The sequence below is a fragment of the Mesorhizobium sp. ZC-5 genome, assembly GCF_025753855.1.
Classification (GTDB): domain Bacteria; phylum Pseudomonadota; class Alphaproteobacteria; order Rhizobiales; family Rhizobiaceae; genus Neomesorhizobium.
The window spans coordinates 421,564-442,657 of the sequence record NZ_JAOWPT010000001.1 but is presented as its reverse complement, the minus strand read 5'-3'; the positions used below and the strand labels follow the sequence as shown (position 1 = coordinate 442,657).

Sequence of the window (21,094 nt, the reverse complement as noted above, 5' to 3'; positions counted from 1 at the left end):
GCAGTCGACTGCAGCCCTGTTCAAGTCTCTGAAAACAAACACCTTCCGCAATGCAATAGACGCATTGGTCTCATGCAAAAGCGTGCATTCAAAAGGCGAGGTGCAGTTCCCATCTGACGCTCAGAGAATTGAACATGGATTGGAGGGTAAAATGAACCTGGTCCGCAACTACCGCAACTGGCGCCGCTATCGCGATACCGTGAACGAACTGAGCCGTCTTTCGAATCGCGAGCTCAACGATCTCGGCATCACCCGCGGTGATATCCAGACCGTCGCCGCCAAGGCGATCTGAATCGAAAGAAAATACCAGCAAGGGCATTCTTCCCTTGCCTTTGTCCGTACCAAAACCCGCTGGTCCCCGGCGGGTTTTGTTTGTTGGTCAGCCTGAAGAACCGAGGCGTTACTGGACGTAGCCGATCGGCTGGCCCGTTACAGGGTGCGAAAACACGCCCATTTCCACGCCGAAGATGCGTTTCAGCACGTCGCCCGTCATCATCTCGTGCGGCGTACCGCGGGTCAGCAGTTTCCCGTCCTTCAGCGCGATCAGCTCGTCGCAATGGCGCGCAGCCATATTGGGATCGTGCAGTACGGTGACGACACAAAGACCGCGTTTCTTGCTGAGGTCCCTCACCAGCCCCAGCACTTCCTCCTGATGCGCGATGTCGAGCGCCGAAATGGGCTCGTCGAGCAGCATGACGCCGGCATCTTGCGCCACCAGCATCGCGATCCACGCCCGCTGGCGTTCACCGCCCGACAGTTCATCGACCAGACGGTCGGCGAACCTGGTCATGTCAGTGAGCGCGAGGGCCTCATCGACGTGGCGACGGTCGTCTGAACTGAAGCGGCCAAGCGCCCCGTGCCAGGGATAGCGGCCAAGCGCTGCCAGTTCGCGGACGGTCAGGCCGGTGGCTGCCGGCGTGGTCTGCGGCAGGTAAGCGAGAACCCGAGCGAGTTCGCGCGGCCTCCAATCGGGCAGCAACCGTCCCGAAAAAGTTATGCTTCCCGAGCTCGGCGCGTGCTGCCGCGTCAGCAGCTTGATCAGCGTGGTCTTTCCAGAACCGTTGTGCCCGATGAGGCCGTAAACGCGTCCGCGCTCGAGGTCGAGCGAGATCGGACCGAGCAGCGTGCGCTGGCCGATCGCGAAACTGAGTTCGCTGGTCGTGAAAGCTTTTCGGTTTTCGGTGGCGGGCACGCTTGTTCACCTCGTCTGTGGCCCGCGTGAAGTGGGTGGGGCTCTCGATCCTGGGTTGACTAGGAAACATGACTACCATAGTCAAGATTGTTGTCGGTAGTGCTGGGGATGGCCTACCGGCCAAACCGCAATCGAGAGCAAAAATGGGGCGTGGCAGGTGAGCGTTTTCAAAGTGATCGACCGGACTTGCCGGCCGACAGACCATGCCAAATCCGCCTATGATTTGAGCCGGTCAAACAAAAAACGGCTCCGCGTTCTGTCCTCCACGATACTCGGGCTGGGGCTCCTCGGAATTCCGGGCGCCTTTGCCCAGGACACTGCGTCCGGCGGCACGGTCGTCCTCGATACCGTCACAGTGCAGGAACGCATCGAAAATGCCTGGGGACCGGTAGACGGCTATGTCGCCGGACGCAGCGCAACCGGCTCCAAGACCGACACGCCGCTGATCGAGACCCCGCAGTCGGTCTCGGTCGTGACTGCAGACCAGATGGCGGCGCAAAACGTTGAAAGCCTTGGCGGCGCCCTGCGTTATATTCCCGGTGTATCGGGTGAAATGTGGGGTAATGACACCCGCGGTTCCGGCTTGCAGATCCGCGGCTTCGATGTGTGGGATGAGGTCTTCTACAAGGACGGTCTGCGCCTCAAAGGCTCGGATTTTGCGAGCTTTCTATCGCTCGATCCTTACGGCGCCGAACGCATCGAAATCCTGCATGGGCCCGCCTCGGTGCTCTATGGCCAGAACAGCCCTGGCGGCATTATCAACTATGTGAGCAAACGCCCGACAGGCGAGACGTTTCGCGAGGTCGAGGTCAGTGTCGGCAGCTTTGACCGCTACCAGGGCCAGTTCGATATGGGCGGCGTGGTCGACGAGGCCGGCGTGCTCAGCTACCGGCTAACCGGGCTTTTCCGCGACGGCGACACCGGCGTCAACTTCGTCAACGACGACCGTATTTTCATCGCGCCGTCGCTCAAATGGCAGCCGGATGCGGATACCAGCCTGACGCTGCTCGGAACCTATCAGCGCAACAAGACCGGCTGGGGCATCCAGTTCCTGCCTGCCGATGGAACGGTGTTTCCGGGCCTTGATGGAAAGCGTCTGCCAAAAAGCATCTTTGTCGGAGAACCGGCCTTCGACGAGTTCAACCCGACCTTCGCCATGCTCGGCTACGAGTTCGAGCATCGTTTCAACGACACCTGGCTCGTGCGGCAGAACGCCCGTTATTCCTATCTCGACAACAGTGAACAGAACGGAGTGTTCGGCGGTGGCGCCAATCCGAATCCCGACCTGGATCCGGGTCTCGATCCGGACGGCCATACCTATCACCGTTATGTCGACGCCGGCCGCTCGAACCTTGGCAACTTCGCCATCGACAACCAGACCCAGGCGACATTCGATACGGGACCGCTTGCCCATACGCTGCTGATGGGCCTCGACTATCAGTATACCGATTACAGCGACTGGGGTGCTGGAGGAGAGATCGACCCGATCGAGGACATCTTCGATCCGGTCTATGGTGCGCCGATCGGTGAACTGACGCCCTACGCGGATACCGACACCAGACAGTGGCAGCTCGGCCTCTACGCGCAGGATCAGATCAAATACGAAAACTGGGTGCTGAGTTTCGGCGGCCGCCAAGATTGGACCAAAAGCACGATACACGACAAGCTTGAGGATAGCACCAGCGAGCAGTCGGACAACGCCTTCACCGGTCGTGTCGGCCTGGTCTACCTTTCCGACATCGGGTTGGCGCCTTACCTCAGCTATTCGACCTCATTCATGCCGGAACTCGGCAATGACAGCAACGGTGAGGCCTTCAAGCCGGGGACCGGCGAGCAATACGAAGTCGGCGTGAAATATCAGCCGGAAGGCTGGAACAGCTTCGTCACCGTCTCGGCCTTCAACCTGACGCGGGAAAATGTCACCCGCAGTTTTGGCAACGATACATTTCAGACCGGCGAGATCCGCTCGCGCGGCATCGAGGTGGAAGGTGTCGCAAGTCTCGATTCAGGCTGGGACATCAAGCTTGCCTACGCCTATACAGACATGAAGATACTCGACGACGGCGATGGCACTGGCGGCAACACGCCTTATGGTGTGCCGCGTCACCGGCTGTCTATTTGGGGTGACTACACGGTCCGCAGCGGTATGCTGGAGGGCTTCGGTGCTGGTGCCGGTGTGCGCTACATCGGATCGACCTTTGGCGATGACGCCAATTCCTTCGAAGTACCCGCAGCGACACTGGTCGACGCTGCCATTCACTACGACTGGAAGAACATGAAATTCCAGCTCAACGCCAGCAACCTGTTCGACAAGACATATGTCACCAGTTGCTACAATCGCAGCTCCGGTTGCTTCTACGGAGAGGGCCGCAAGATCACCGGCTCGATGAAGTATCGTTGGTAGCCTATTCCGGATCGGTAAGTGAACGCGCGGCTGCCCCACGACCGACGCGTCGCCAATTTGTCGGCGGGTTCGCCGCGACGTGGTGGATGTCGGGCACGCTGCCTGTGTCTGCCGCCTTGCCGCAACGCGTTGCATGTCTGGAATGGACATCGGCCGAGATGGTCATGTCGCTCGGTATCATGCCGATCGCGGTCGCCGACGCGGAGGGCTATCGCGACTGGGTAGCTGCCCCCGAGCTTCCAGCCGGTTGTCTCGATCTCGGCTCACGGGGTGAGCCCAATCTCGAATTGCTGATGGAACTCAAGCCGGACCTGATAACCGGCGCCTACGGCTTCGGTCTCGACCCTACGCCATTTATGCGCATCGCGGCGCTGCACATGGTGCCGTTCTACGACGGCACCGAAGCGCCGTACCGGCAGGCCGAAAATGAATCGCTGAAACTCGGCCAAAAGCTTGGACGTGAAGTCGAGGCCGAGCGCCTCATCCAGCAGACGGCGGCCACCATCGCCGAAGCAAGGAGACGGCTCGCGTTACAAGCCAAGCATCCCCTGGCGGTGGTCAGCATGTTCGACGACCGCCATGTGCGCGTCTACGGCAAGGGAAGCCTGCTTCAGGATGTGCTCGACCTACTGGATATCACCAACGCCTGGACCGGTCCGACCGACAGCTGGGGTTTTGCCATGATGGGCATCGAGGAACTGGTGGCTATCGGTGAAGCGCGGGTCGTGTCGCTGGACCCGATTCCCCCGCATGTGAAGATCAGGATCGAGCAAAGCAGCCTGTGGGCCAACCTGCCTTGCGTAAAGGCAGGCAATGTCGTGACGATCCCGCCCGCATGGCCGTTTGGAGGACTGGCTTCCGCTGCGCGCTTCGCCTCCTTCCTGGGGCAGGTATGACCATCATGCAATCCACCGCAGGCAGCCATCCCGGATCCGACGGGCGTGTCTGGTTGCTCGCGGCTCTCGTCGGCATACCTGCGCTCCTTGCCGCCAGCCTCACGTTTGCCGGTCTGCTGCGACTGCTGCCCGTCGACATGTGGTGGCAGGCGCTCGGGTCGGCGGATTTTACCGACCCGCGGCAATTGCTCTTCCGCCATGCCTTTCTGCCGCGGGTTGCGGTCAGCGTTCTGGCGGGTGCCGCCCTTGGCCTTGCTGGCGTGCTTCTCCAGCAGGTGCTGCGCAACCCGCTGGCTGAGCCGACGACGATCGGCACCAATGCCGGCGCCAGTGTCGCGTTGACGATCGCCACGCTCTACGCGCCGTGGATGCTGGAGCAGGGCCGTGAGTGGGTTGCACTGGCCGGCGGCGCGCTGACGACACTTGTCGTTTTCGCACTGGCGCGAGGCCGGAGCTTTTCGCCTATCGCCATTATCATCGGCGGGCTCGTCGTCAGCCTGACATGCAGTTCGGCAAGCTCGATGCTGATGGCGGCCAATCGCGAGTATTCGGCAGAACTGTTCATCTGGCAGAGCGGTTCGCTGGTGCAGAACGGCGACGCCGTGCTCTTCAAGCTTGCACCGTGGCTGGTTTTAAGTGGTATCGCCAGCTTCCTGCTGATCCGGCCGCTGCGGCTTCTCGATCTCAGCGACGAGAGTGCGGCAAGTCTCGGCACAAGACCTATCGTGACGCGGCTTGCCGGAATGGCGGTTGCCGTTGCCCTGAGCGCCCTGGTTGTCGCCGCCGTTGGCGTCATCAGCTTCGTGGCGCTCGCAGCCCCTGCATTGGCTCGGCTCGCCGGCGCACGAACCCTGCGCCAGCGCATGGTCTGGGCACCCTTTGCGGGTGCCGCGCTGCTGTGGTTGACCGACCGGTTGGTGCAAATCCTGCCCTTTGCCTCTGAAATCCCGGCGGGTACTGCGACCGCTTTCCTGGGCGCACCACTCCTCTTCCTGCTGCTGCCGAAGATGCGCACCACGCCTGAAGGAGACGGCGCCGTGCCGCCTGCGGTACGTCGTCGCAATGGCTGGGCATGGCTGCTGCCAGCATTCATTGCGACGACAGTGCTCCTCTGCGTAGTTCTGGTCCTTGGACGTGGCGCTGACGGCTGGTACTGGGCCTCCACAACCGAGCTTGCCAATCTTTTGCCGCTCAGGGCGCCACGTGTCGTCGTGGCATTGTCGGCCGGTGTCATGCTGGCACTCGCCGGCACGCTGATGCAGCGGATGACCGGCAACCCGATGGCTGCTCCGGAGGTGCTGGGTATTTCTGGCGGCGCATCGCTCGGCGCGTTGTTGCTCTTCGTCATGACATCGGATTTCAATCGCCCGGCAATGCTTGCAGCGGGACTGGTCGGCGCCATGGCCAGTCTTGCTCTGATCTCGCCGACCGGCAACCGGCAGGCTCTCGCTCCTGACCGGTTACTGCTTGCAGGCGTTGCGGTGGCGACAATGGCGTCGGCCTTTTCAGCGGTGGTGCTGGCGGGCGGCGATCCGCGGCTCGATACACTCATTGCCTGGCTTTCCGGCTCCACCTATACGGCGACCGTCGCCGATGCGGCCATCGCGGCGGTGACTGCGATCCTGTTGCTTGCGATCGTGCCGCTTACTGCGCGCTGGCTGGAAATCCTGCCGCTCGGCGAAGCCACCACGCGTGCGCTTGGCCTTGGGCTGGATCGCGCTCGCGTCATTCTGCTGGTTCTGGTTTCGGTGCCAACCGCGGTGGCGACATTGGTTATCGGACCCCTGAGCTTTGTTGGCCTGATGGCGCCGCACATGGCGCGCATGCTCGGCTTCCAGCGTGCATTGCCGCAACTTTTCGCCTCGGCGCTTCTGGGTGGTCTGATACTTGTCTCGGCGGATTGGGCGGGCCGCATGCTGATTTTCCCCTGGCAGATTCCTGCAGGCCTGCTCGCCGCCCTGGTGGGCGGTCCGTATTTCATGGTGTTGATGTGGAAACGCAGACAATGATGCCGTCTGCGTGGTGGTGCGCTGGTCGCTGAAATTTTAAAAGCCATCACCAGCAGACAATCATAGGACAGGGCGGTTGAGGCCGCGACGAATGATCAGACGATTTTTCACGTATTACGCGCCCTACAAGGGTCTGTTTATCCTTGATTTCTCCTGCGCGGTCCTGTCGGGCCTGCTGGAACTCGGCTTCCCGATGGCGGTCAAGGTTTTCGTCGACAACCTGCTCCCCAGTCATAACTGGACGCTGATTCTGCTCGCCGCAGCGGTGCTGCTCGCAGTCTATATGTTCAACACCGTCCTGATGGCGGTGGTCACCTATTGGGGCCACATGCTCGGCATCAACATCGAGACCGAGATGCGTCGCAAGAGCTTCGATCATCTGCAGAAGCTCTCCTTTCGCTTCTACGACAACAACAAGACCGGCCATCTGGTCGCGCGCGTCACCAAGGATCTGGAGGAGATCGGAGAGGTTGCCCATCACGGTCCGGAGGATCTCTTCATCGCGATCATGACCTTCATCGGCGCGCTGCTGCTGATGTTCACGATCAACGTGAAACTCGCGCTGATCACGGCCTGTGTGGTGCCGTTGGTCGCCTGGGTGACCATCCGCTACGGCGATCGTATGGAACGCAACTGGCAGGCACTCTACCGGCGCGTCGGAGATTTCAACGTACGCATCGAGGAGAATGTCGGCGGCATGCGCGTTGTCCAGGCGTTCGCCAATGAGGACCATGAGCGGCGTTTGTTTGCCGACGACAACCGGCGCTATCGGGAAACCAAGCTCAACGCCTACCGCATCATGGCGGCCAGCAATTCACTGAGCTACATGAGCATCCGCCTGATCCAGTTGATCGTCATGATCGCCGGCAGCTACCTGGTCATCACCGGTGAGTTGTCGAACGGCGGTTTCGTCGGGTTCCTGCTGCTGGTGGGTGTGTTCGTGCGTCCCATCGAGAAGATCAACTCGGTGATCGAGACCTATCCGAAGGGCATCGCCGGCTTCCGTCGTTACACCCAGCTTCTCGATACCGAGCCGGACATCGCCGATCGTCCCGGTGCGATCGTGGTCAAGAATCTCAAAGGCTATATCCGCTACCGCGATGTCGGCTTCGGTTATGGCGGTGACAGGCCGGTTCTGCGCGGTGTCGACCTCGACATCGAGGCAGGCCAGACGATCGCATTCGTCGGGCCGTCAGGTGCTGGTAAGACCACTATCTGTTCGCTGTTGCCGCGCTTCTACGAAGTGCAATCGGGCGCCATCACCGTGGACAGCATCGATATAAGGGACATGACGCTGGCCTCGCTGCGCAGCCAGATCGGTATCGTGCAGCAGGACGTGTTCCTGTTCGGCGGTTCGATCCGCGAAAACATCGCTTACGGCCGCCTCGATGCATCCGAGAGCGAGATAATCGAGGCAGCGCGGCGAGCGCGCTTGGAAGACACGATCGCTGCGCTGCCTGATGGACTCGACACCATCATCGGCGAACGCGGCGTCAAACTTTCGGGCGGCCAGAAACAGCGCCTCGCGATTGCGCGCATGTTCCTGAAGAACCCGCCGATCCTGATCCTCGACGAGGCGACTTCGGCGCTCGACACCGAGACAGAGCGCGAGATCCAGCAGTCGCTTTCGGAACTCGCGGAAGGCCGCACCACGCTGGTGATCGCGCATCGGCTGGCGACGATCCGCAACGCCGACAGGATCGTCGTCATCGATGCCACCGGCATTGCCGAAGAGGGCCCGCACGACGACCTCGTAGCCAAGGGTGGAATCTACAGCAGGCTGGACGCTGCGCAGCATGGCGGGCGTCGCAGCAAACGGAATGGCAAGTCGGTCATTGATCAGCCGCAATAGATGAGTGTATTTGTCCAGAAATAGGTTTGCGTTAGCTGAGGAAGAGAATTGTGCTGAGAGTGACAGGTCTGGCCGCGACGTTGGCGGTGATGTTCATGGTTTGCGGGGCCGCAACGGTTTCGGCACAGGAGCAACCCGCACCTGCGCCACAGGCCGCTTCCCCCGAAGGCCCCGCTACTCCTCCGGCCTCGCCTTCGACACCGGCAGTCGGGCAACCCGACGCGGCTCCGCCTGCTGCCGATGGCCAGACTCCCGGTCAGCCGGATATCGAAATGACGCTGCCGCACGACCTGTCGCCTTGGGGCATGTTCATCAACGCCGACATCGTCGTGAAAGCCGTGATGATCGGGCTTGCATTCGCCTCGCTGGTCACTTGGACGGTGTGGGTGGCAAAGTCGCTTGAACTGGCCGCTGCCCGGCTCAGCGCCCGCCGCGCGCTCAAGGCGATCACCGAAGCGCGCAGCCTGGCCGACGCCGGGCGCGATCTTGCGAGCCGCCGGGATGCCGGCGCGCTTCTGGTGCAAGCCGCGGGGCAGGAGATACAGCTCTCCGAACGTGCGCTCGATCACGTCGAAGGAGCCGGACTCAAGGAACGGGTTGCCTCTCGGCTTGGCCGCATCGAAATCCAGGCCGGCCGGCGCATGTCGCGCGGCACCGGCGTGCTGGCGACAATCGGCTCCACCGCGCCGTTTGTCGGGCTGTTCGGTACCGTGTGGGGGATCATGAATGCCTTCATCGGCATTTCCGAGGCGCAGACCACCAATCTGGCGGTGGTCGCACCGGGCATTGCGGAGGCCCTGCTTGCGACCGCACTGGGCCTCGTCGCGGCCATCCCGGCGGTTGTCATCTACAACGTTTTTGCCCGGTCGATCACCGGGTATCGCCAGGTTCTGGCGGACGCGTCTGCAGGTGTGGAGCGCCTGGTCAGCCGCGATCTCGATTTTCGAGCGCTGCCGCATCCGGCACTCGCGGCCGAGTGAGGAGTTTCTGATGGCCGCCAAAGTCAGGGAAAGCGCCGGCGACGAGCTGGAAGAAACCCACGAGATCAATGTGACGCCGTTCATCGACGTCATGCTGGTGCTGTTGATCATCTTCATGGTGGCGGCGCCGCTCGCCACTGTTGACATCAATGTCGATCTGCCGGGATCGACGGCGCAAGCCGCGCCGCGTCCCGAAACACCGCTTTTCCTGACGCTCAAGCAGGACCTCAGCCTGTCGATCGGCAACGAGACTGTGCAGCGCGCGGCGTTTGGGCCCGCACTCGACCAGCGCACCGGCGGCGATAAAGAAACCAGGATATTCCTGCGTGCCGACCAAGCGGTGGACTATGGCGCGTTGATGGATCTGATGAACCTGCTGCGCTCCAGTGGATATCTCAAGGTTGCCCTGGTCGGGCTCGAAACGCTGCCGGCTGCGGCGCCGGCGACTGCACAATGACGGCGCGCGCCGAAGTGCTGGGAGAGGCGCCGGCTTTCCGATCGCTGCGCGAGATCGGCTTGTGGGCGGGAGCTGCGCTGTTCGTAGTATTGACGCATGTGGCTATCGCCTATGCGATCCAGGCGTTGCGGCCTCTCGATCCACCTGTCGAGGCAATGGAGCCGGCGTTGATGATCGACCTCGCTCCGCTGGCATTTTCTACCCCTGAAACCGTTGAAGCAGAGTCGGTGACGGAGGAAGCTCCGCAGGAGACCGTCGAGCCAGTCGACGATGTGCAGGAGATGGTGGAAGAACAGGTCGAACCGGCCGAGACGGCGGAATTGGACGACCCGGTGGAGCCTGAAACAACGCAGCCGCTTCGGGCTGAGCCGGAAACTACTGAGGCGGAGACCGCGGAGCCGGAGACTGTCGAGCCCGAATTGGTCGAACCGGAGGTCGCCGAGGTGACGCCGGAAGTTGCTATTCCGCTTCCCGAACCGCGCCCGGTCGTCGAGGAACCGGAAAAGAAGCAGCCGGTCCAGAAGGCCGAGCCTCGTAAGAAAGAGCCACGCAAGACCGTGGAAAAGCCGGCGCCGAAAAAGGAGGTTGCGAAAGCAGAGCCCAAGGCCAAGCCGGCGGCACGCGCTTCGGCCGCGAGCAAAACCGCCAAGGCGCCGACGGTCAGCCCGGCCCGGTGGCAGGCGCGTGTGCTTGCCCGGATAAAGCGGTTCCAGCGCTACCCGCGTGGTGCTAAATCGCGTCGCGAGGAAGGCGTGGTTGGCGTGAATTTTGTTATCGACTCCTCCGGTGCGGTGATTTCGACGCGTCTTTCGAGATCTTCGGGAAGTTCCGAACTCGACCGCGCGGCCCTTGACAGCCTGCGGCGCGCCTCACCGATGCCTGCCCCGCCACCCGGCATAAGAAGCCTTTCGGTGCCGGTTCAATTCAACTTGCGCTAATACGAAAGCGCGAATCGATCGTCGAGGAGGGTGAGCTTTGGCCAGCTGGTGAAGCTCTTTTCCGTTTCACTCAGGCGGAAAGAACGATGGACCGACCATTCTTATCGGACGTGAATCGGCCTGTGGCTGGATTATCACGTCCTCTGCCGTGTTCGTCGATGTGGATGCCACCGTGCCGTTGTCGATAGGGCTAGGGGTAGGCAGTGGAATGATCGCGTTCGCCATGTTGGAAGGCGTAACCGTTCTTGCCCTGAGTTCGTCGACCCGCTGGAAGTAACGCTGCAGGTTGCATGCCTTGAAATTCGGCTCGTCGCGATAGCGAAAGGCGGTCGGCAACTCCTTGTAGGGTTTTGCGCCTTCGACCGAGATCATGTTTTCGGTCTCCAGGTTCGCATCATTCAGCACGTAGAGACCGACGGTGGCGTCATCACAGATGTACCGGCACTGATCGAGCGTATTTTCCTCTTCGCGGTGGTTGGCAAATTGCGAATTGGGCGCCGGGAAAAAATATCCATCAGACGGGCGCACGCAAAAATACATGGCACCATTGCGGGCGACAGACCGAGCCGGCTGGTCGCTTCTTACGTCGCGTGTTCTGTCTTCGCGTGTTTTGCGTGCTGTGCCGCAGCCAAGCGCCACAAAGCGGGCCTGCAACCTGGATGCCCCTCCGCCCGAGCTGGAGGCGTGGGCCATCCGCTTCTGAATGTTCGTTCGTCTGGTGGCAAGATCCCGGCAGGCATTGAAAAATCCGCCCTGCGAGCTTTTCGACGAACATTGGCGTTGCCGCTCAAGATTTTGTATCGCCGCGAGTTGCCGACGCAGTGATGCCAACTCTGGACCCGCCGAGCGGTCACCGGACCGCATTTGGCTGCGCAGGGCCGAACATTCGTCCGCATGCGCCAAAGAAATTCCAGCCGCAAATATCGTCATCGCGACAAGGACAGATTTTAGCAATCGCCAGCCGGCTGACGGTGAAAACGGATGCCGCTGCTTGTCCGTCGGTTCCATTTTAGCTTGCCGTCATATGGCCTCTGAACGCTTAAATTGTATTGTGAAGTTCTATGAAGTTTCAATGACATGAGGCGAGAAAAGCTGCCCTAGGTTAACAAATTTAGAGATTTTGGATCACATCTGCGTGCAATGGCTTGCTGGGCGAGGCATCGGAGCAGCCTGTCCAACAAGTCTTGGCAATTTCGAGAAATAGACCGTTGAAAGTCAATGCGCCGGCATGGCGGCCACAAGAGCGAACCACTGACGCGCATATGATTGCATGGCGCTGACATGGTCGGTCGTCTGGAACGCAACGTTCGGCTGATGTCCCGAAAACGTTCCGGCCAGAAGCGCGGCACCGAGACTGGTCCCCGTCGATTGTCCAGTCTGAGAATATACCGGACGCCCGACCGCCGCAGACAACATCGCGAGATATGCCTCGTTTCCAGCAAACGGTCCCTCGACCACGATGTCTCCGTCGGCACCAATCAGATGCAGGCAGGTCGCCGTCATCAGCGCGAGATAGAAGGAAGCGGCGAGGAACCGTTCATCCGCAGCAGGCTCTCGTCCTGCCCAGGCAGCGGTGCTTTTGGGGTAGGGACCGGAGCCCTGCTGTACGGAAGGGAGCAGCATGACAGGCTCGGTGAGCACGGCCCTCCAAGCTGCATCACCAGCGCGAACGTGGGTATCCGGCACCATCATCTCGAATTCCCGGCCGCCCATGAAGCGTGCTGATGGGACCGCATCGCCGAAGGCGTTCACGTTGACGAGCGTGTCGCGTGTCGGATCGAGGGTGACGTGCCGGCCACCGACCGCCATGGAGACTACCCATGTGCCCGTCGACACCACGGCAAAAGGGGCCTTTCGCGTCGCCAGGTGTGGCAGAAGCGAGGCGTTGGAATCGTGGATGCCGCAGGCGACCGATGTTCCGGGTTCGAGCCCGATCCGAGATGCAATGTCCGGAAGCACCGGGCCGAGCATGTCGGCCGCACGACGCATCGGCGGGAACAGTCCTCGCCACCCCATCACGTCAACGAGCGACGAAAAGCTTCGCGCGGCCGGGTTCCAGAGATCCGTATGACAGCCGAGCGAGGTAACCTCGCTTGCGGCAACACCGGTGAGCTTTCTCGTCCAGTACTGAGGGTAGGTGAGGATCGTGCTCGCTCTACCAAACAAGTCGGGAAAGGTTCTATGCAGCCAGAACAGCTGCGCCCCGAGATTGAGCCTCATGGGCAAATTCGGTGAGCCGGTTTGGACAAAGGGTGGCCGGACTTCTTCATACGCCTCGCGCAGACCGTCCGGACCGTCGAATTCATAGTCGAGCACCGGCAAGACGAGTTCGCCTTCCGCGTCGACCAGTGCCGCCGTTGCGCCATGCGTTGTCACCGAGATTGCATCGATCTGGTGTTCTTGGCGAAGTGCCGCGAGCCCGTGCAGGATGAAAGACCAGATCGCATCGACGTCGTGATGCGGGTAGGGTCCGTCTTTGCTCGGTGTGTTCAGCTGCTTCCGCGATGCCAGCTCACTTCGTGCTGCGAGATCGACCAGCGCTACCTTCGCGTTGGTCTTGCCGATGTCGATGACGGCCACATAGCGAGGGCTTGGCGTACTCATCGCTGCATCCGGAAACGATTCCAGACGATCGGTAGTGCAATGACGACAATAAGCAGCAGGCCGATGAAGATCGACATGACGATGCCCGGCACGTTGAGCAGGCCGAGGCCGAAGGTGACGAGCCCCATGATGAAGGCGGCGAGCACGACGCCCGGGATACTGCCCGCGCCGCCGAGGATGGAGACGCCGCCGAGCACCACCATGGTGATGACTTCAAGCTCGTAGCCCTGTGCGATCGACGGGCGGGTCGAGCCAAGGCGGGAAGTAATCAGGACGGAGGCGATGCCTGCCATCAGACCGGTGAGGCAGAACAGGATGAACTTGATACGCCCCACCCTGACGCCGGAGAACTGCGTGGCGACCGGATTGTTGCCAATCGCGAAGATGCGCCGGCCGAAGCTCGTGCGGTGGAGCAGGAAGCCGTAGATCAGAGCCGCGACGAGAAACAGCACAAGCTCGAACGACACCACCCACCAGACATAACCTTGACCGAAGAAGGCGAAGTCGGCCGGATAACCCTTGTAGGCCTGGTCGCCGAGGATGATGTAAGAAATGCCCCGGAACAGGCTCATCGTGCCGATGGTCACCACGATGGACGGCAGCCCGAGGCCGGTCACCATCGCGCCATTGAACGCGCCGCATCCGAGCCCGACGAGAATGCCGATCGCGACCAGCCCAGGCGTGTCGATACCTGCCTGCACCGCCATGCCCATCAGCGTCGAGGCGAGTGCGATGATAGCCGCGACCGAAAGGTCGATCTCGCCGGTGATGATGAGGAGCGCCATGGCAAGCGCTATCAGCGCCTTTTCGGTGAAGTTGAAGGTGAGGTCGGAAAGCGACCACGCGTTCAAAAAGTATGGTGAGGCAAAACTGTTGATGACGAAGATGGCAACCGCCACGATGACGAGCAGCGCTTCCCACGAGAGCACTGCCGAGCGGAGCGGATTGTCGAGCCGGTCCGGGATGGTGCGGGGCGAATGGACGGCGTCGCTCATGCGGCCTCCGCTTTTTTCAGGATGATGCGGCCCTGCTCGCGCTCGCCGCGCGCGTTGAGCAGGACGGCGAGGATGATGGCGCTTCCGGAGATCGCCATCTGCCAGAAAGGCGAGACGTTGATGACGGGCAGCGCAGACTGGATGATGCCGAGGAAGAGCGCCCCGAGAACAGCACCTGCAACCGAGCCGATGCCGCCGGCGATCGAGATACCGCCGATGACGCAGGCGGCGATGATGGAAAGCTCGTAGCCGTTGGCGACCTCGACCGAGGCGATGACGTAGCGCGACACCCACAGATAGCCGGAGAGACCGGCAACCATGCCGGAGATGCAGAAGGCGACGAACTTGGTGCGGCCCACATCGATGCCGGCATAGACGGAGGCCGTCGGGTTGACGCCGATGGCATAGATCGAACGGCCGAGCGGCGTCCGCGTCATGACCAGCCAGAAGGCGGCAATGACGAGAATGGCGATCCAGGAAAGCACGGGCAGGCCGAGCAGCGATGCGCGCTGGAAGTTGATGAAGGCCGGGCTCATCTGGTCGGCGTTGACCCAGGCACCGCCCGACAGCACGAAGGTCGCGCCGCGATAGATGGTAAGCGTGCCGAGCGTGACGACGATCGACGGGATATCGAGTTTCCAGACGAGCAGGCCGTTGATCGACCCGAGCACGAGGCCGATGGCGAGGGCCGAAACGATGAGAAGCGGTAGCGGCAGGTCTGGCACCGCCGAATTGAGCATCGCGACCGCCATGCCGGTGAAGGCGAGGTTCGCGGCCATGGAGAGGTCGATCGAGCGCGTCAGGATGACGGCCATCTGGCCGAGCGCCAGGATCATCAGGATCGAGGTGTCGTTGAAGACGGTGGCGAGGTTACCCAGCCGCGCGAAGCCGGGGAAGCGGGTCGCCACCAGCGCGATTAACGCCGCGATGGCGACGACCAGCCAGACCTCGCGGTGCTTGGCAAGCGATTTCATGCGGCGATCCCCGCGGCCGTCTGGACGAGCGTCTCGGCGTCGAGGTTCTTGTTGTCGTAGATGGCGGCGATGTGGCCTTCGCGCATGACGACCACGCGATCCGACATGCCGAGGATTTCCGGCAGTTCGGACGAGACCATGATGACTGAAAGGCCCTCGGCGACGAGTTCTGCCATGAAGCCGTGGACGGCAGCCTTGGAGCCGATGTCGATGCCCTTGGTCGGTTCATCGAGGATGATCACCTTGGGTCTGGTCGCCAGCCATTTGGCGATGACCACCTTCTGCTGGTTGCCGCCCGACAGCGTTCCGACATCCTGGCTGAGCGAGGAGGCGCGGAGGTCGAGCCGGCCGGTGTAACGCCGCGCGAGGTCGAACTCTTCCTTCAGGCGCAGCACACCGGATTTCGACGTGCGCTGAAGTGAGGGAAGAGAGGCGTTCTTGAAGATCGGCATGCCGGTGACAACGCCCTGGCGGCCGCGTTCTTCCGGCACGTAGACGATGCCGGCTTCGATCGCATCTGCAGCGGATTTCGGATGGAGGGCCTTGCCGTCGAGCGAGATAGCGCCGCGGCTCGTCCTTGTGATGCCGAAGATCGCCTGCATTAGCTCGCTGCGCCCAGCGCCCACCAGCCCATAGAAACCGAGAATTTCGCCTTTGTGTAGCTCAAACGAGATGCCGTCGAACTCGGTGGGATGCGAAAGATCGGAGACGGCGAGCACCGGCGCGCCGATGTTCGGCTCACGCTCGGGGAAGATATGGTCGACGGCGCGGCCAACCATCATCTTGACGATTGCCGATTGCGTTGCGTCGGCCAAAAGCCCCTCGCCCACCATCTCGCCGTCCCGGAAAACGGTGTAGCGATCGGCGATCCGAAAAATCTCGTCGAACTTGTGGCTGATGAAGAGGATGGCCTTGCCCTCGCTCTTCAAGAATTCGATCAGCAGGAAAAGCTCCTCGATCTCCTTGGCCGAGAGTGCCGCGGTCGGCTCATCCATGATGACGATCCGGGCGTCGATCGACATGGCGCGCGCGACGGCGACGAGATGCTTGTTGGCTATGCCGAGGTCGCGCAATCGTGCGTCGGCGTCGATGTGGCCGGCATGCATGGTGTCGAGCACTTCGCGCGCGTTGGCACGCATCGTCTTCCAGTCGATGGTGCCGAAACGGGTGCGTGGCGCGTGGCCGAGGAAGATGTTCTCAGCAACCGAGAGATCGTCGAAGAGCACGGTTTCCTGATGGATGGCGGTGATGCCATGCTCGAAGGCCTTGTGGGCGCTGGTAAGGTGGACCGGCTCTCCGCCGACGCTGATCTCGCCGCTGTCCGGCTGGTAGATGCCAGTGAGAATCTTTACGAGCGTCGACTTGCCCGCGCCGTTCTCACCGATCAACGCCGTGACCTGACCGGGATAGAGTGAGAGGCTGACATTGTGCAGCGCCCGCACGCCGGGGAAGGACTTCGAGACGCCGGAAAGCGCGAGCAGCGGCGCGGCATTGGCCGGCGGCGGCGCTTTCAGCTCAGCTTTCGGGGCTGTGGTGTGCATGTCCATATCCGCCCCGATGGGTCGAAAAGTGCGGCGGAACGAGCCCGCCGCACCGTTGAGAATAGCCCGAGATCAGTAGATCTTCGAGAATTCCTCGATGTTGCTCTTGTCGAACTGGAAGGGCGCAGCCATTGCAGCCGAATTGGTGTCGTCGAGCGTGATTGATCCGACGCGGCCAATCGAGATGGTGGTGCCCGGTTTTGCCTCTACCTTCTTGGTCGCCAACTGATGCGATATCTGCACGGCGGAATAGCCGAGGTCGATTGGATTCCAGAGCGCGACGGCCTGGCTGGAGCCGTTGTCGATGAATTTCTTGAATTCCGACGGCAGCGCAAGACCGGTGACGTTGATCTTGCCGATCAGGTTTTGGTCGGTCACCACCTGCGCCGCGGCGACGACGCCGACCGTGGTGGGTGCGATGATCGCCTTCAGGTTCGGATGGGACGAGATCAGGCCCTTGGCCTCGTTGGTCGACTTCACCGAGTCGTCGTCGCCGTAAACTGTGGCGACGAGATTGATCTTCGGGAACTTCTCCGGCAACACCTTCTTGGCCGCCTCGATCCAGGCATTCTGGTTGGTGGCGGTGGAAGACGCCGACAGGATCGCGACATCGCCGCCTTCTGGCAGGTGGTCAGCCGCGAGCTTGATGATCGTCTCGCCGATCAGGTTGGTGTCGGAGGGGTTGAGGTGGACCTGACGACCTTCCTGTGCAACGCCGGAGTCCCACGAAATCACGGTGATGCCGCGATCCATCGCTTTCTTCAGCGCCGGAACCAGCGCGTCCGGATCGTTGGCGGAAATGGCGATCGCATTGACCTGCTGGGCGACCAGCGAGTTGATGATCTCGATCTGGCCTTCGGCGGTGGCTGAGGTCGGGCCGGTGTAGATCACTTCGACGTCGCCGATCTCCTTGGCGGCTTCCTGCGCGCCCTTGTTGGCGGCGTCGAAGAAGCCGTTGCCGAGCGACTTCACCACCAGGCCAATTTTGATTGGTTCAGCATTGGCCGCCGTCGCCAACATCGCGACGGAAAGTGCGGCCGTCATCATCAATTTCTTGAACAAGCTCATCGATTTCCTCCCTTTGAGCGGTTGTATTCCTATTCCCATCAGCACCACAGGCTATGCCTGCAGCGAAGATTCCTCCTTTGCGACCGCGGCGGACTTGCGCGCGACGATCAGCGAAATTCCTGCCGTCTCCAGCATCTTCGCCTCGCGATCCTCGATCCCTTCGTCGGTGATGACTGTCGCGATCCGCGACAGTCCGCACAGGATGAGACTGGAGCGCAGGCGGAACTTCGAGGAATCGATGAGCACGACAAGTTCGTCGGCCTGGTCAATCAGCTTCTGCTCGGCCTGGATGAGCAGCGGGTCGGCCTCCATCAGGCCGAGAGGCCCGAGTCCCTGAGCACCCATGAACATGCGCCGCGCGTAGAAATTGCGCGTCACGTCGTTCTCGAAGGGCGACAGGATGATGTTCTGCTCGCGGTAGATCGTGCCCCCCGACAGCATCACGGTGTTCTTGGAGTGCTTCAGCAGGTGTTCCGCGATCGGGAACGAATTGGTGAAGATCGGCATGCGGCGGCCGGTCAGGAAATGCACCATCTGGAAGGTGGTGGTGCCGCCATTGATGATGATCGGCTCGCCATCCTTGCACAGATCGACCGCCTCGCGGGCGATAGCTCGCTTCTGCGAAGCGTGAAGGGTTTCATTGACCGAAAATGGCCTACCGGCAAGGCCTACAAACTGAGGCGGCGAGATCGCCTCGGCGCCTCCGCGCACCCGGCGAAGGCGCTTCTGCACATGCAGGGCGGCAATATCGCGCCGGATCGTCGCCTCGGAGGATTCCGTCAGGTCGACCATCTCCTGCACCGTTACCACAGGCTTTTCCTGGACGGCGGACAGGATCAGGCGATGGCGCTCTTTTTCGTGCATGGTTCCTCCCGTGCATTGCCATCTAGGCATCCTGCGCAACAAGTGTCAATCATTTCCGATCAAAATTTCTCATTTTGCAGCGCGATACGATTGGTTTTGATCGTTTGTGATTGACATGCGCCTATCGGGGTGTGATCTTGCCGAAAACGATGCGATCGCCATTGGCGCGGTTCTAAGGGAGGTTTCACCGATGCTCGACAAGCGCAGCCCCGCGCGCCTCGCCAATCTTTGGAACGACGAAAAAGCCGCCGGTCTCAGCGAACCAGAACGCCTGGTCTACCGCTCCAATACGCTCGGCTCCGACAAGCGCGTTACCAACTACGGCGGCGGCAACACGTCCTCGAAGGTCCGGCAGAAAGACCCGCTGACCGGCGAAGAGGTCGAGGTGCTGTGGGTGAAGGGTTCCGGCGGCGACAGCGCCTTGATCAAGCTCGACGGTTTCGCGACGCTTTACATGGACAAGTTGAAGGCGCTGAAAGGCCTCTATCGCGGCGTCGAACACGAGGACGAGATGGTGGGCTACCTCCCCCACTGCACGTTCAACTTGAACCCGCGCGCGGCGTCGATCGATACACCGCTGCATGCTTATGTGCCGCGCGCCCATGTCGACCACATGCATCCCGACGCGATCATTGCGATTGCGGCAGCGGAGAACTCGAAGGAATTAACCAGGGAGATTTTCGGCGATGCGATCGGCTGGCTGCCGTGGAAGCGGCCGGGCTTCGAGCTCGGGCTCTGGCTGGAAAAGTTCTGCAAGGACAACCCCGAAGCCAAGGGTGCGATCCTGGAAAGCCACGGCCTCTTCACCTGGGGCGACACGCAGAAGGAATGCTATGAGACCACCATCTTGGTCATCAACCAGGCGATGGAATGGTTCGAGAAGGAGAGCGCCGGCAAGGCGATCTTCGGCGGAGAAGCGGTGAAGGCGCTGGAGCCTGCGGAACGGCGCGCCATCGCAGCGCGGCTGATGCCGAAAATCCGTGGCCTGATCTCCAAGACCAGTCGCAAGATCGGCCATTTCGACGACTCCGCGGCCGTGCTGGAATTCGTGAATTCCACGGAGTTGCGGTCGCTCGCTCCGCTGGGTACCTCCTGTCCCGACCATTTCCTGCGCACGAAAATCCGGCCGCTGTTGATCGAGTTCGACCCGGCAAAGCCTGATGTCGATGCGGTGATCGCAAGACTGCCGGAAGACATCACCGCTTATCGCGCGGACTACCAGGCCTATTACGACCGCTGCAAACATGCGGGTTCGCCGCCGGTGCGCGATCCGAACGCGGTGGTTTATCTGATGCCGGGGGTCGGCATGTTCACCTTCGCCGGCGACAAGGCGACGGCGCGGGTCTCGGGCGAGTTCTACGTGAATGCCATCAACGTGATGCGCGGCGCTTCGACTGCTTCCTCCTATGTCGGTCTGCCGGAGCAGGAAGCTTTCGACATCGAATACTGGCTGCTTGAGGATTTGAAGCTGCAGCGGCTGCCGAAGCCTAAGTCGCTGGCTGGCAGGATCGCGCTGGTTACCGGCGGCGCCGGCGGCATCGGCCGCGCTACCGCGACGAAACTGCTCGGCGAAGGGGCATGCGTGGTCCTTGCCGACATCGACGATCAGGCGCTGGCGGCCGCAAGTGACGAACTAGGTAAACGCTTCGGAGCCGACTTCGTGCGCTCGGCGAAAGTCGACGTGACCAAAGAGGACGCGGTGATCGGCGGCTTTGCCGATATTGCGGTCGAGTTCGGTGGCATCGATATTCTGGTGTCCAACGCCGGCCTCGCCTCCTCAGCTCCCATTGAGGACACCACGCTGGCGCTTTGGAACAAGAACATGGACATCCTCGCGACAGGCTACTTTTTGGTCAGCCGCGAGGCATTCCGGTTATTCCGTGCGCAGGACATCGGCGGCAATGTCGTCTTCGTTGCCTCCAAGAACGGCCTTGCCGCTTCGCCCAACGCGGCCGCCTATTGCACGGCCAAGGCAGCCGAGATTCATCTTGCCCGCTGCCTAGCGCTCGAAGGGGCGGAGGAGCAGATCAGGGTCAATGTCGTAAACCCGGATGCGGTGCTGCGTGGATCGAAGATCTGGACCGGCGAGTGGAAGGAACAGCGCGCCGCCGCCTACAAGATGTCGACCGACGACCTGGAGGAACACTACCGCTCGCGTTCTATGCTGAAGCGCTCGGTATTTCCGGAAGACATCGCCGAGGCTGTCTATTTCTTCGCTTCGGAGTTTTCTGCCAAATCGACGGGTAACATACTGAACGTCGATGCCGGGAATGCGCAAAGCTTTACGCGGTGAGCACACGACCGGTCGCCCGGGGAGGAA

At 61.5% G+C, this 21,094-nt stretch carries 17 protein-coding genes; 9 read left to right on the top strand and 8 right to left on the bottom strand.

The window, feature by feature from the left end:
• Positions 1-151 precede the first annotated feature (151 nt).
• Complete coding sequence (locus OHD58_RS02035; RefSeq protein ID WP_263801372.1) at positions 152-292, top strand: DUF1127 domain-containing protein; 141 nt, start codon at positions 152-154, stop codon at positions 290-292.
• Positions 293-400: 108 nt separating this feature from the next.
• Here OHD58_RS02035 and OHD58_RS02030 read toward each other — a convergent pair whose 3' ends face one another.
• The gene (locus OHD58_RS02030; RefSeq protein ID WP_263801371.1) at positions 401-1,192 is read right to left on the bottom strand and encodes an ABC transporter ATP-binding protein; all 792 of its coding nucleotides are present in this window, start codon (positions 1,190-1,192) and stop codon (positions 401-403) included.
• 157 nt (positions 1,193-1,349) lie between these two features.
• Here OHD58_RS02030 and OHD58_RS02025 point away from each other — a divergent pair, with 157 nt between their 5' ends.
• From OHD58_RS02025 to OHD58_RS01995, 7 genes are all read left to right on the top strand, one after another.
• Positions 1,350-3,596, top strand: a complete 2,247-nt coding sequence (locus OHD58_RS02025) for a TonB-dependent siderophore receptor (RefSeq protein WP_263801370.1) — start codon at positions 1,350-1,352, stop codon at positions 3,594-3,596.
• A gap of 86 nt (positions 3,597-3,682) precedes the next feature.
• Positions 3,683-4,492 (top strand): ABC transporter substrate-binding protein, encoded by an 810-nt coding sequence (locus OHD58_RS02020; protein ID WP_263801591.1) that lies wholly within the window; start codon positions 3,683-3,685, stop codon positions 4,490-4,492.
• Positions 4,489-6,501 carry a Fe(3+)-hydroxamate ABC transporter permease FhuB gene (gene fhuB / locus OHD58_RS02015; RefSeq protein ID WP_263801369.1) on the top strand — a complete coding sequence of 671 codons (2,013 nt, stop codon included), beginning with the start codon at positions 4,489-4,491 and terminating at the stop codon, positions 6,499-6,501. The genes OHD58_RS02020 and fhuB overlap by 4 nt, the downstream gene beginning before the upstream one ends.
• A gap of 91 nt (positions 6,502-6,592) precedes the next feature.
• Entirely contained in the window at positions 6,593-8,353 is a 1,761-nt protein-coding gene (locus OHD58_RS02010; protein WP_263801368.1) for an ABC transporter ATP-binding protein, read from the top strand.
• 89 nt (positions 8,354-8,442) lie between these two features.
• Positions 8,443-9,333 carry a tonB-system energizer ExbB gene (gene exbB, locus OHD58_RS02005; protein ID WP_263801590.1) on the top strand — a complete coding sequence of 297 codons (891 nt, stop codon included), beginning with the start codon at positions 8,443-8,445 and terminating at the stop codon, positions 9,331-9,333.
• Between the two features lie 10 nt (positions 9,334-9,343).
• Positions 9,344-9,790, top strand: a complete 447-nt coding sequence (gene exbD, locus OHD58_RS02000; RefSeq protein WP_263801367.1) for a TonB system transport protein ExbD — start codon at positions 9,344-9,346, stop codon at positions 9,788-9,790.
• Entirely contained in the window at positions 9,787-10,728 is a 942-nt protein-coding gene (locus tag OHD58_RS01995; RefSeq protein ID WP_263801366.1) for an energy transducer TonB, read from the top strand. The genes exbD and OHD58_RS01995 overlap by 4 nt, the downstream gene beginning before the upstream one ends.
• 66 nt (positions 10,729-10,794) lie before the next feature.
• Here OHD58_RS01995 and OHD58_RS01990 read toward each other — a convergent pair whose 3' ends face one another.
• The 7 genes from OHD58_RS01990 to OHD58_RS01960 all read right to left on the bottom strand — a co-directional run bounded on the left by OHD58_RS01990 (position 10,795) and on the right by OHD58_RS01960 (position 18,774).
• Entirely contained in the window at positions 10,795-11,736 is a 942-nt protein-coding gene (locus OHD58_RS01990; protein WP_263801365.1) for a DUF2865 domain-containing protein, read from the bottom strand.
• 207 nt (positions 11,737-11,943) lie between these two features.
• Complete coding sequence (locus tag OHD58_RS01985) at positions 11,944-13,332, bottom strand: FGGY-family carbohydrate kinase (RefSeq protein WP_263801364.1); 1,389 nt, start codon at positions 13,330-13,332, stop codon at positions 11,944-11,946.
• Positions 13,329-14,327 (bottom strand): ABC transporter permease, encoded by a 999-nt coding sequence (locus OHD58_RS01980; protein ID WP_263801363.1) that lies wholly within the window; start codon positions 14,325-14,327, stop codon positions 13,329-13,331. Before OHD58_RS01980 ends, OHD58_RS01985 begins: the two co-directional genes overlap by 4 nt.
• On the bottom strand, positions 14,324-15,301 hold the full coding sequence (locus OHD58_RS01975; protein WP_263801362.1) for an ABC transporter permease: 978 nt from the start codon (positions 15,299-15,301) through the stop codon (positions 14,324-14,326). Before OHD58_RS01975 ends, OHD58_RS01980 begins: the two co-directional genes overlap by 4 nt.
• Complete coding sequence (locus tag OHD58_RS01970; RefSeq protein WP_263801361.1) at positions 15,298-16,842, bottom strand: sugar ABC transporter ATP-binding protein; 1,545 nt, start codon at positions 16,840-16,842, stop codon at positions 15,298-15,300. Before OHD58_RS01970 ends, OHD58_RS01975 begins: the two co-directional genes overlap by 4 nt.
• A 72-nt stretch (positions 16,843-16,914) precedes the next feature.
• Positions 16,915-17,910 carry a rhamnose ABC transporter substrate-binding protein gene (gene rhaS / locus OHD58_RS01965; RefSeq protein ID WP_263801360.1) on the bottom strand — a complete coding sequence of 332 codons (996 nt, stop codon included), beginning with the start codon at positions 17,908-17,910 and terminating at the stop codon, positions 16,915-16,917.
• Positions 17,911-17,961: 51 nt separating this feature from the next.
• Entirely contained in the window at positions 17,962-18,774 is an 813-nt protein-coding gene (locus OHD58_RS01960; RefSeq protein WP_263801359.1) for a DeoR/GlpR family DNA-binding transcription regulator, read from the bottom strand.
• A 190-nt stretch (positions 18,775-18,964) separates the two neighbouring features.
• Between OHD58_RS01960 and OHD58_RS01955 the strand changes: the two genes are divergently transcribed.
• Positions 18,965-21,067: a bifunctional rhamnulose-1-phosphate aldolase/short-chain dehydrogenase gene (locus tag OHD58_RS01955; RefSeq protein WP_263801358.1), complete on the top strand. Its 2,103-nt coding sequence runs from the start codon at positions 18,965-18,967 to the stop codon at positions 21,065-21,067.
• Positions 21,068-21,094: the final 27 nt, after the last annotated feature.

Bases quoted from the DNA above. Each gene is read 5' to 3' on its own strand.
- OHD58_RS02035 (WP_263801372.1), top strand. From the start codon at position 152: ATGAACCTGGTCCGCAACTACCGCAACTGGCGCCGCTATCGCGATACC.
- OHD58_RS02020 (WP_263801591.1), top strand. From the start codon at position 3,683: ATGTCGGGCACGCTGCCTGTGTCTGCCGCCTTGCCGCAACGCGTTGCA.
- fhuB (WP_263801369.1), top strand. From the start codon at position 4,489: ATGACCATCATGCAATCCACCGCAGGCAGCCATCCCGGATCCGACGGG.
- OHD58_RS02010 (WP_263801368.1), top strand. From the start codon at position 6,593: ATGATCAGACGATTTTTCACGTATTACGCGCCCTACAAGGGTCTGTTT.
- exbB (WP_263801590.1), top strand. From the start codon at position 8,443: ATGTTCATGGTTTGCGGGGCCGCAACGGTTTCGGCACAGGAGCAACCC.
- exbD (WP_263801367.1), top strand. From the start codon at position 9,344: ATGGCCGCCAAAGTCAGGGAAAGCGCCGGCGACGAGCTGGAAGAAACC.
- OHD58_RS01995 (WP_263801366.1), top strand. From the start codon at position 9,787: ATGACGGCGCGCGCCGAAGTGCTGGGAGAGGCGCCGGCTTTCCGATCG.
- OHD58_RS01990 (WP_263801365.1), bottom strand. From the start codon at position 11,736: ATGGAACCGACGGACAAGCAGCGGCATCCGTTTTCACCGTCAGCCGGC.
- OHD58_RS01985 (WP_263801364.1), bottom strand. From the start codon at position 13,332: ATGAGTACGCCAAGCCCTCGCTATGTGGCCGTCATCGACATCGGCAAG.
- OHD58_RS01980 (WP_263801363.1), bottom strand. From the start codon at position 14,327: ATGAGCGACGCCGTCCATTCGCCCCGCACCATCCCGGACCGGCTCGAC.
- OHD58_RS01975 (WP_263801362.1), bottom strand. From the start codon at position 15,301: ATGAAATCGCTTGCCAAGCACCGCGAGGTCTGGCTGGTCGTCGCCATC.
- OHD58_RS01970 (WP_263801361.1), bottom strand. From the start codon at position 16,842: ATGCACACCACAGCCCCGAAAGCTGAGCTGAAAGCGCCGCCGCCGGCC.
- rhaS (WP_263801360.1), bottom strand. From the start codon at position 17,910: ATGAGCTTGTTCAAGAAATTGATGATGACGGCCGCACTTTCCGTCGCG.
- OHD58_RS01960 (WP_263801359.1), bottom strand. From the start codon at position 18,774: ATGCACGAAAAAGAGCGCCATCGCCTGATCCTGTCCGCCGTCCAGGAA.
- OHD58_RS01955 (WP_263801358.1), top strand. From the start codon at position 18,965: ATGCTCGACAAGCGCAGCCCCGCGCGCCTCGCCAATCTTTGGAACGAC.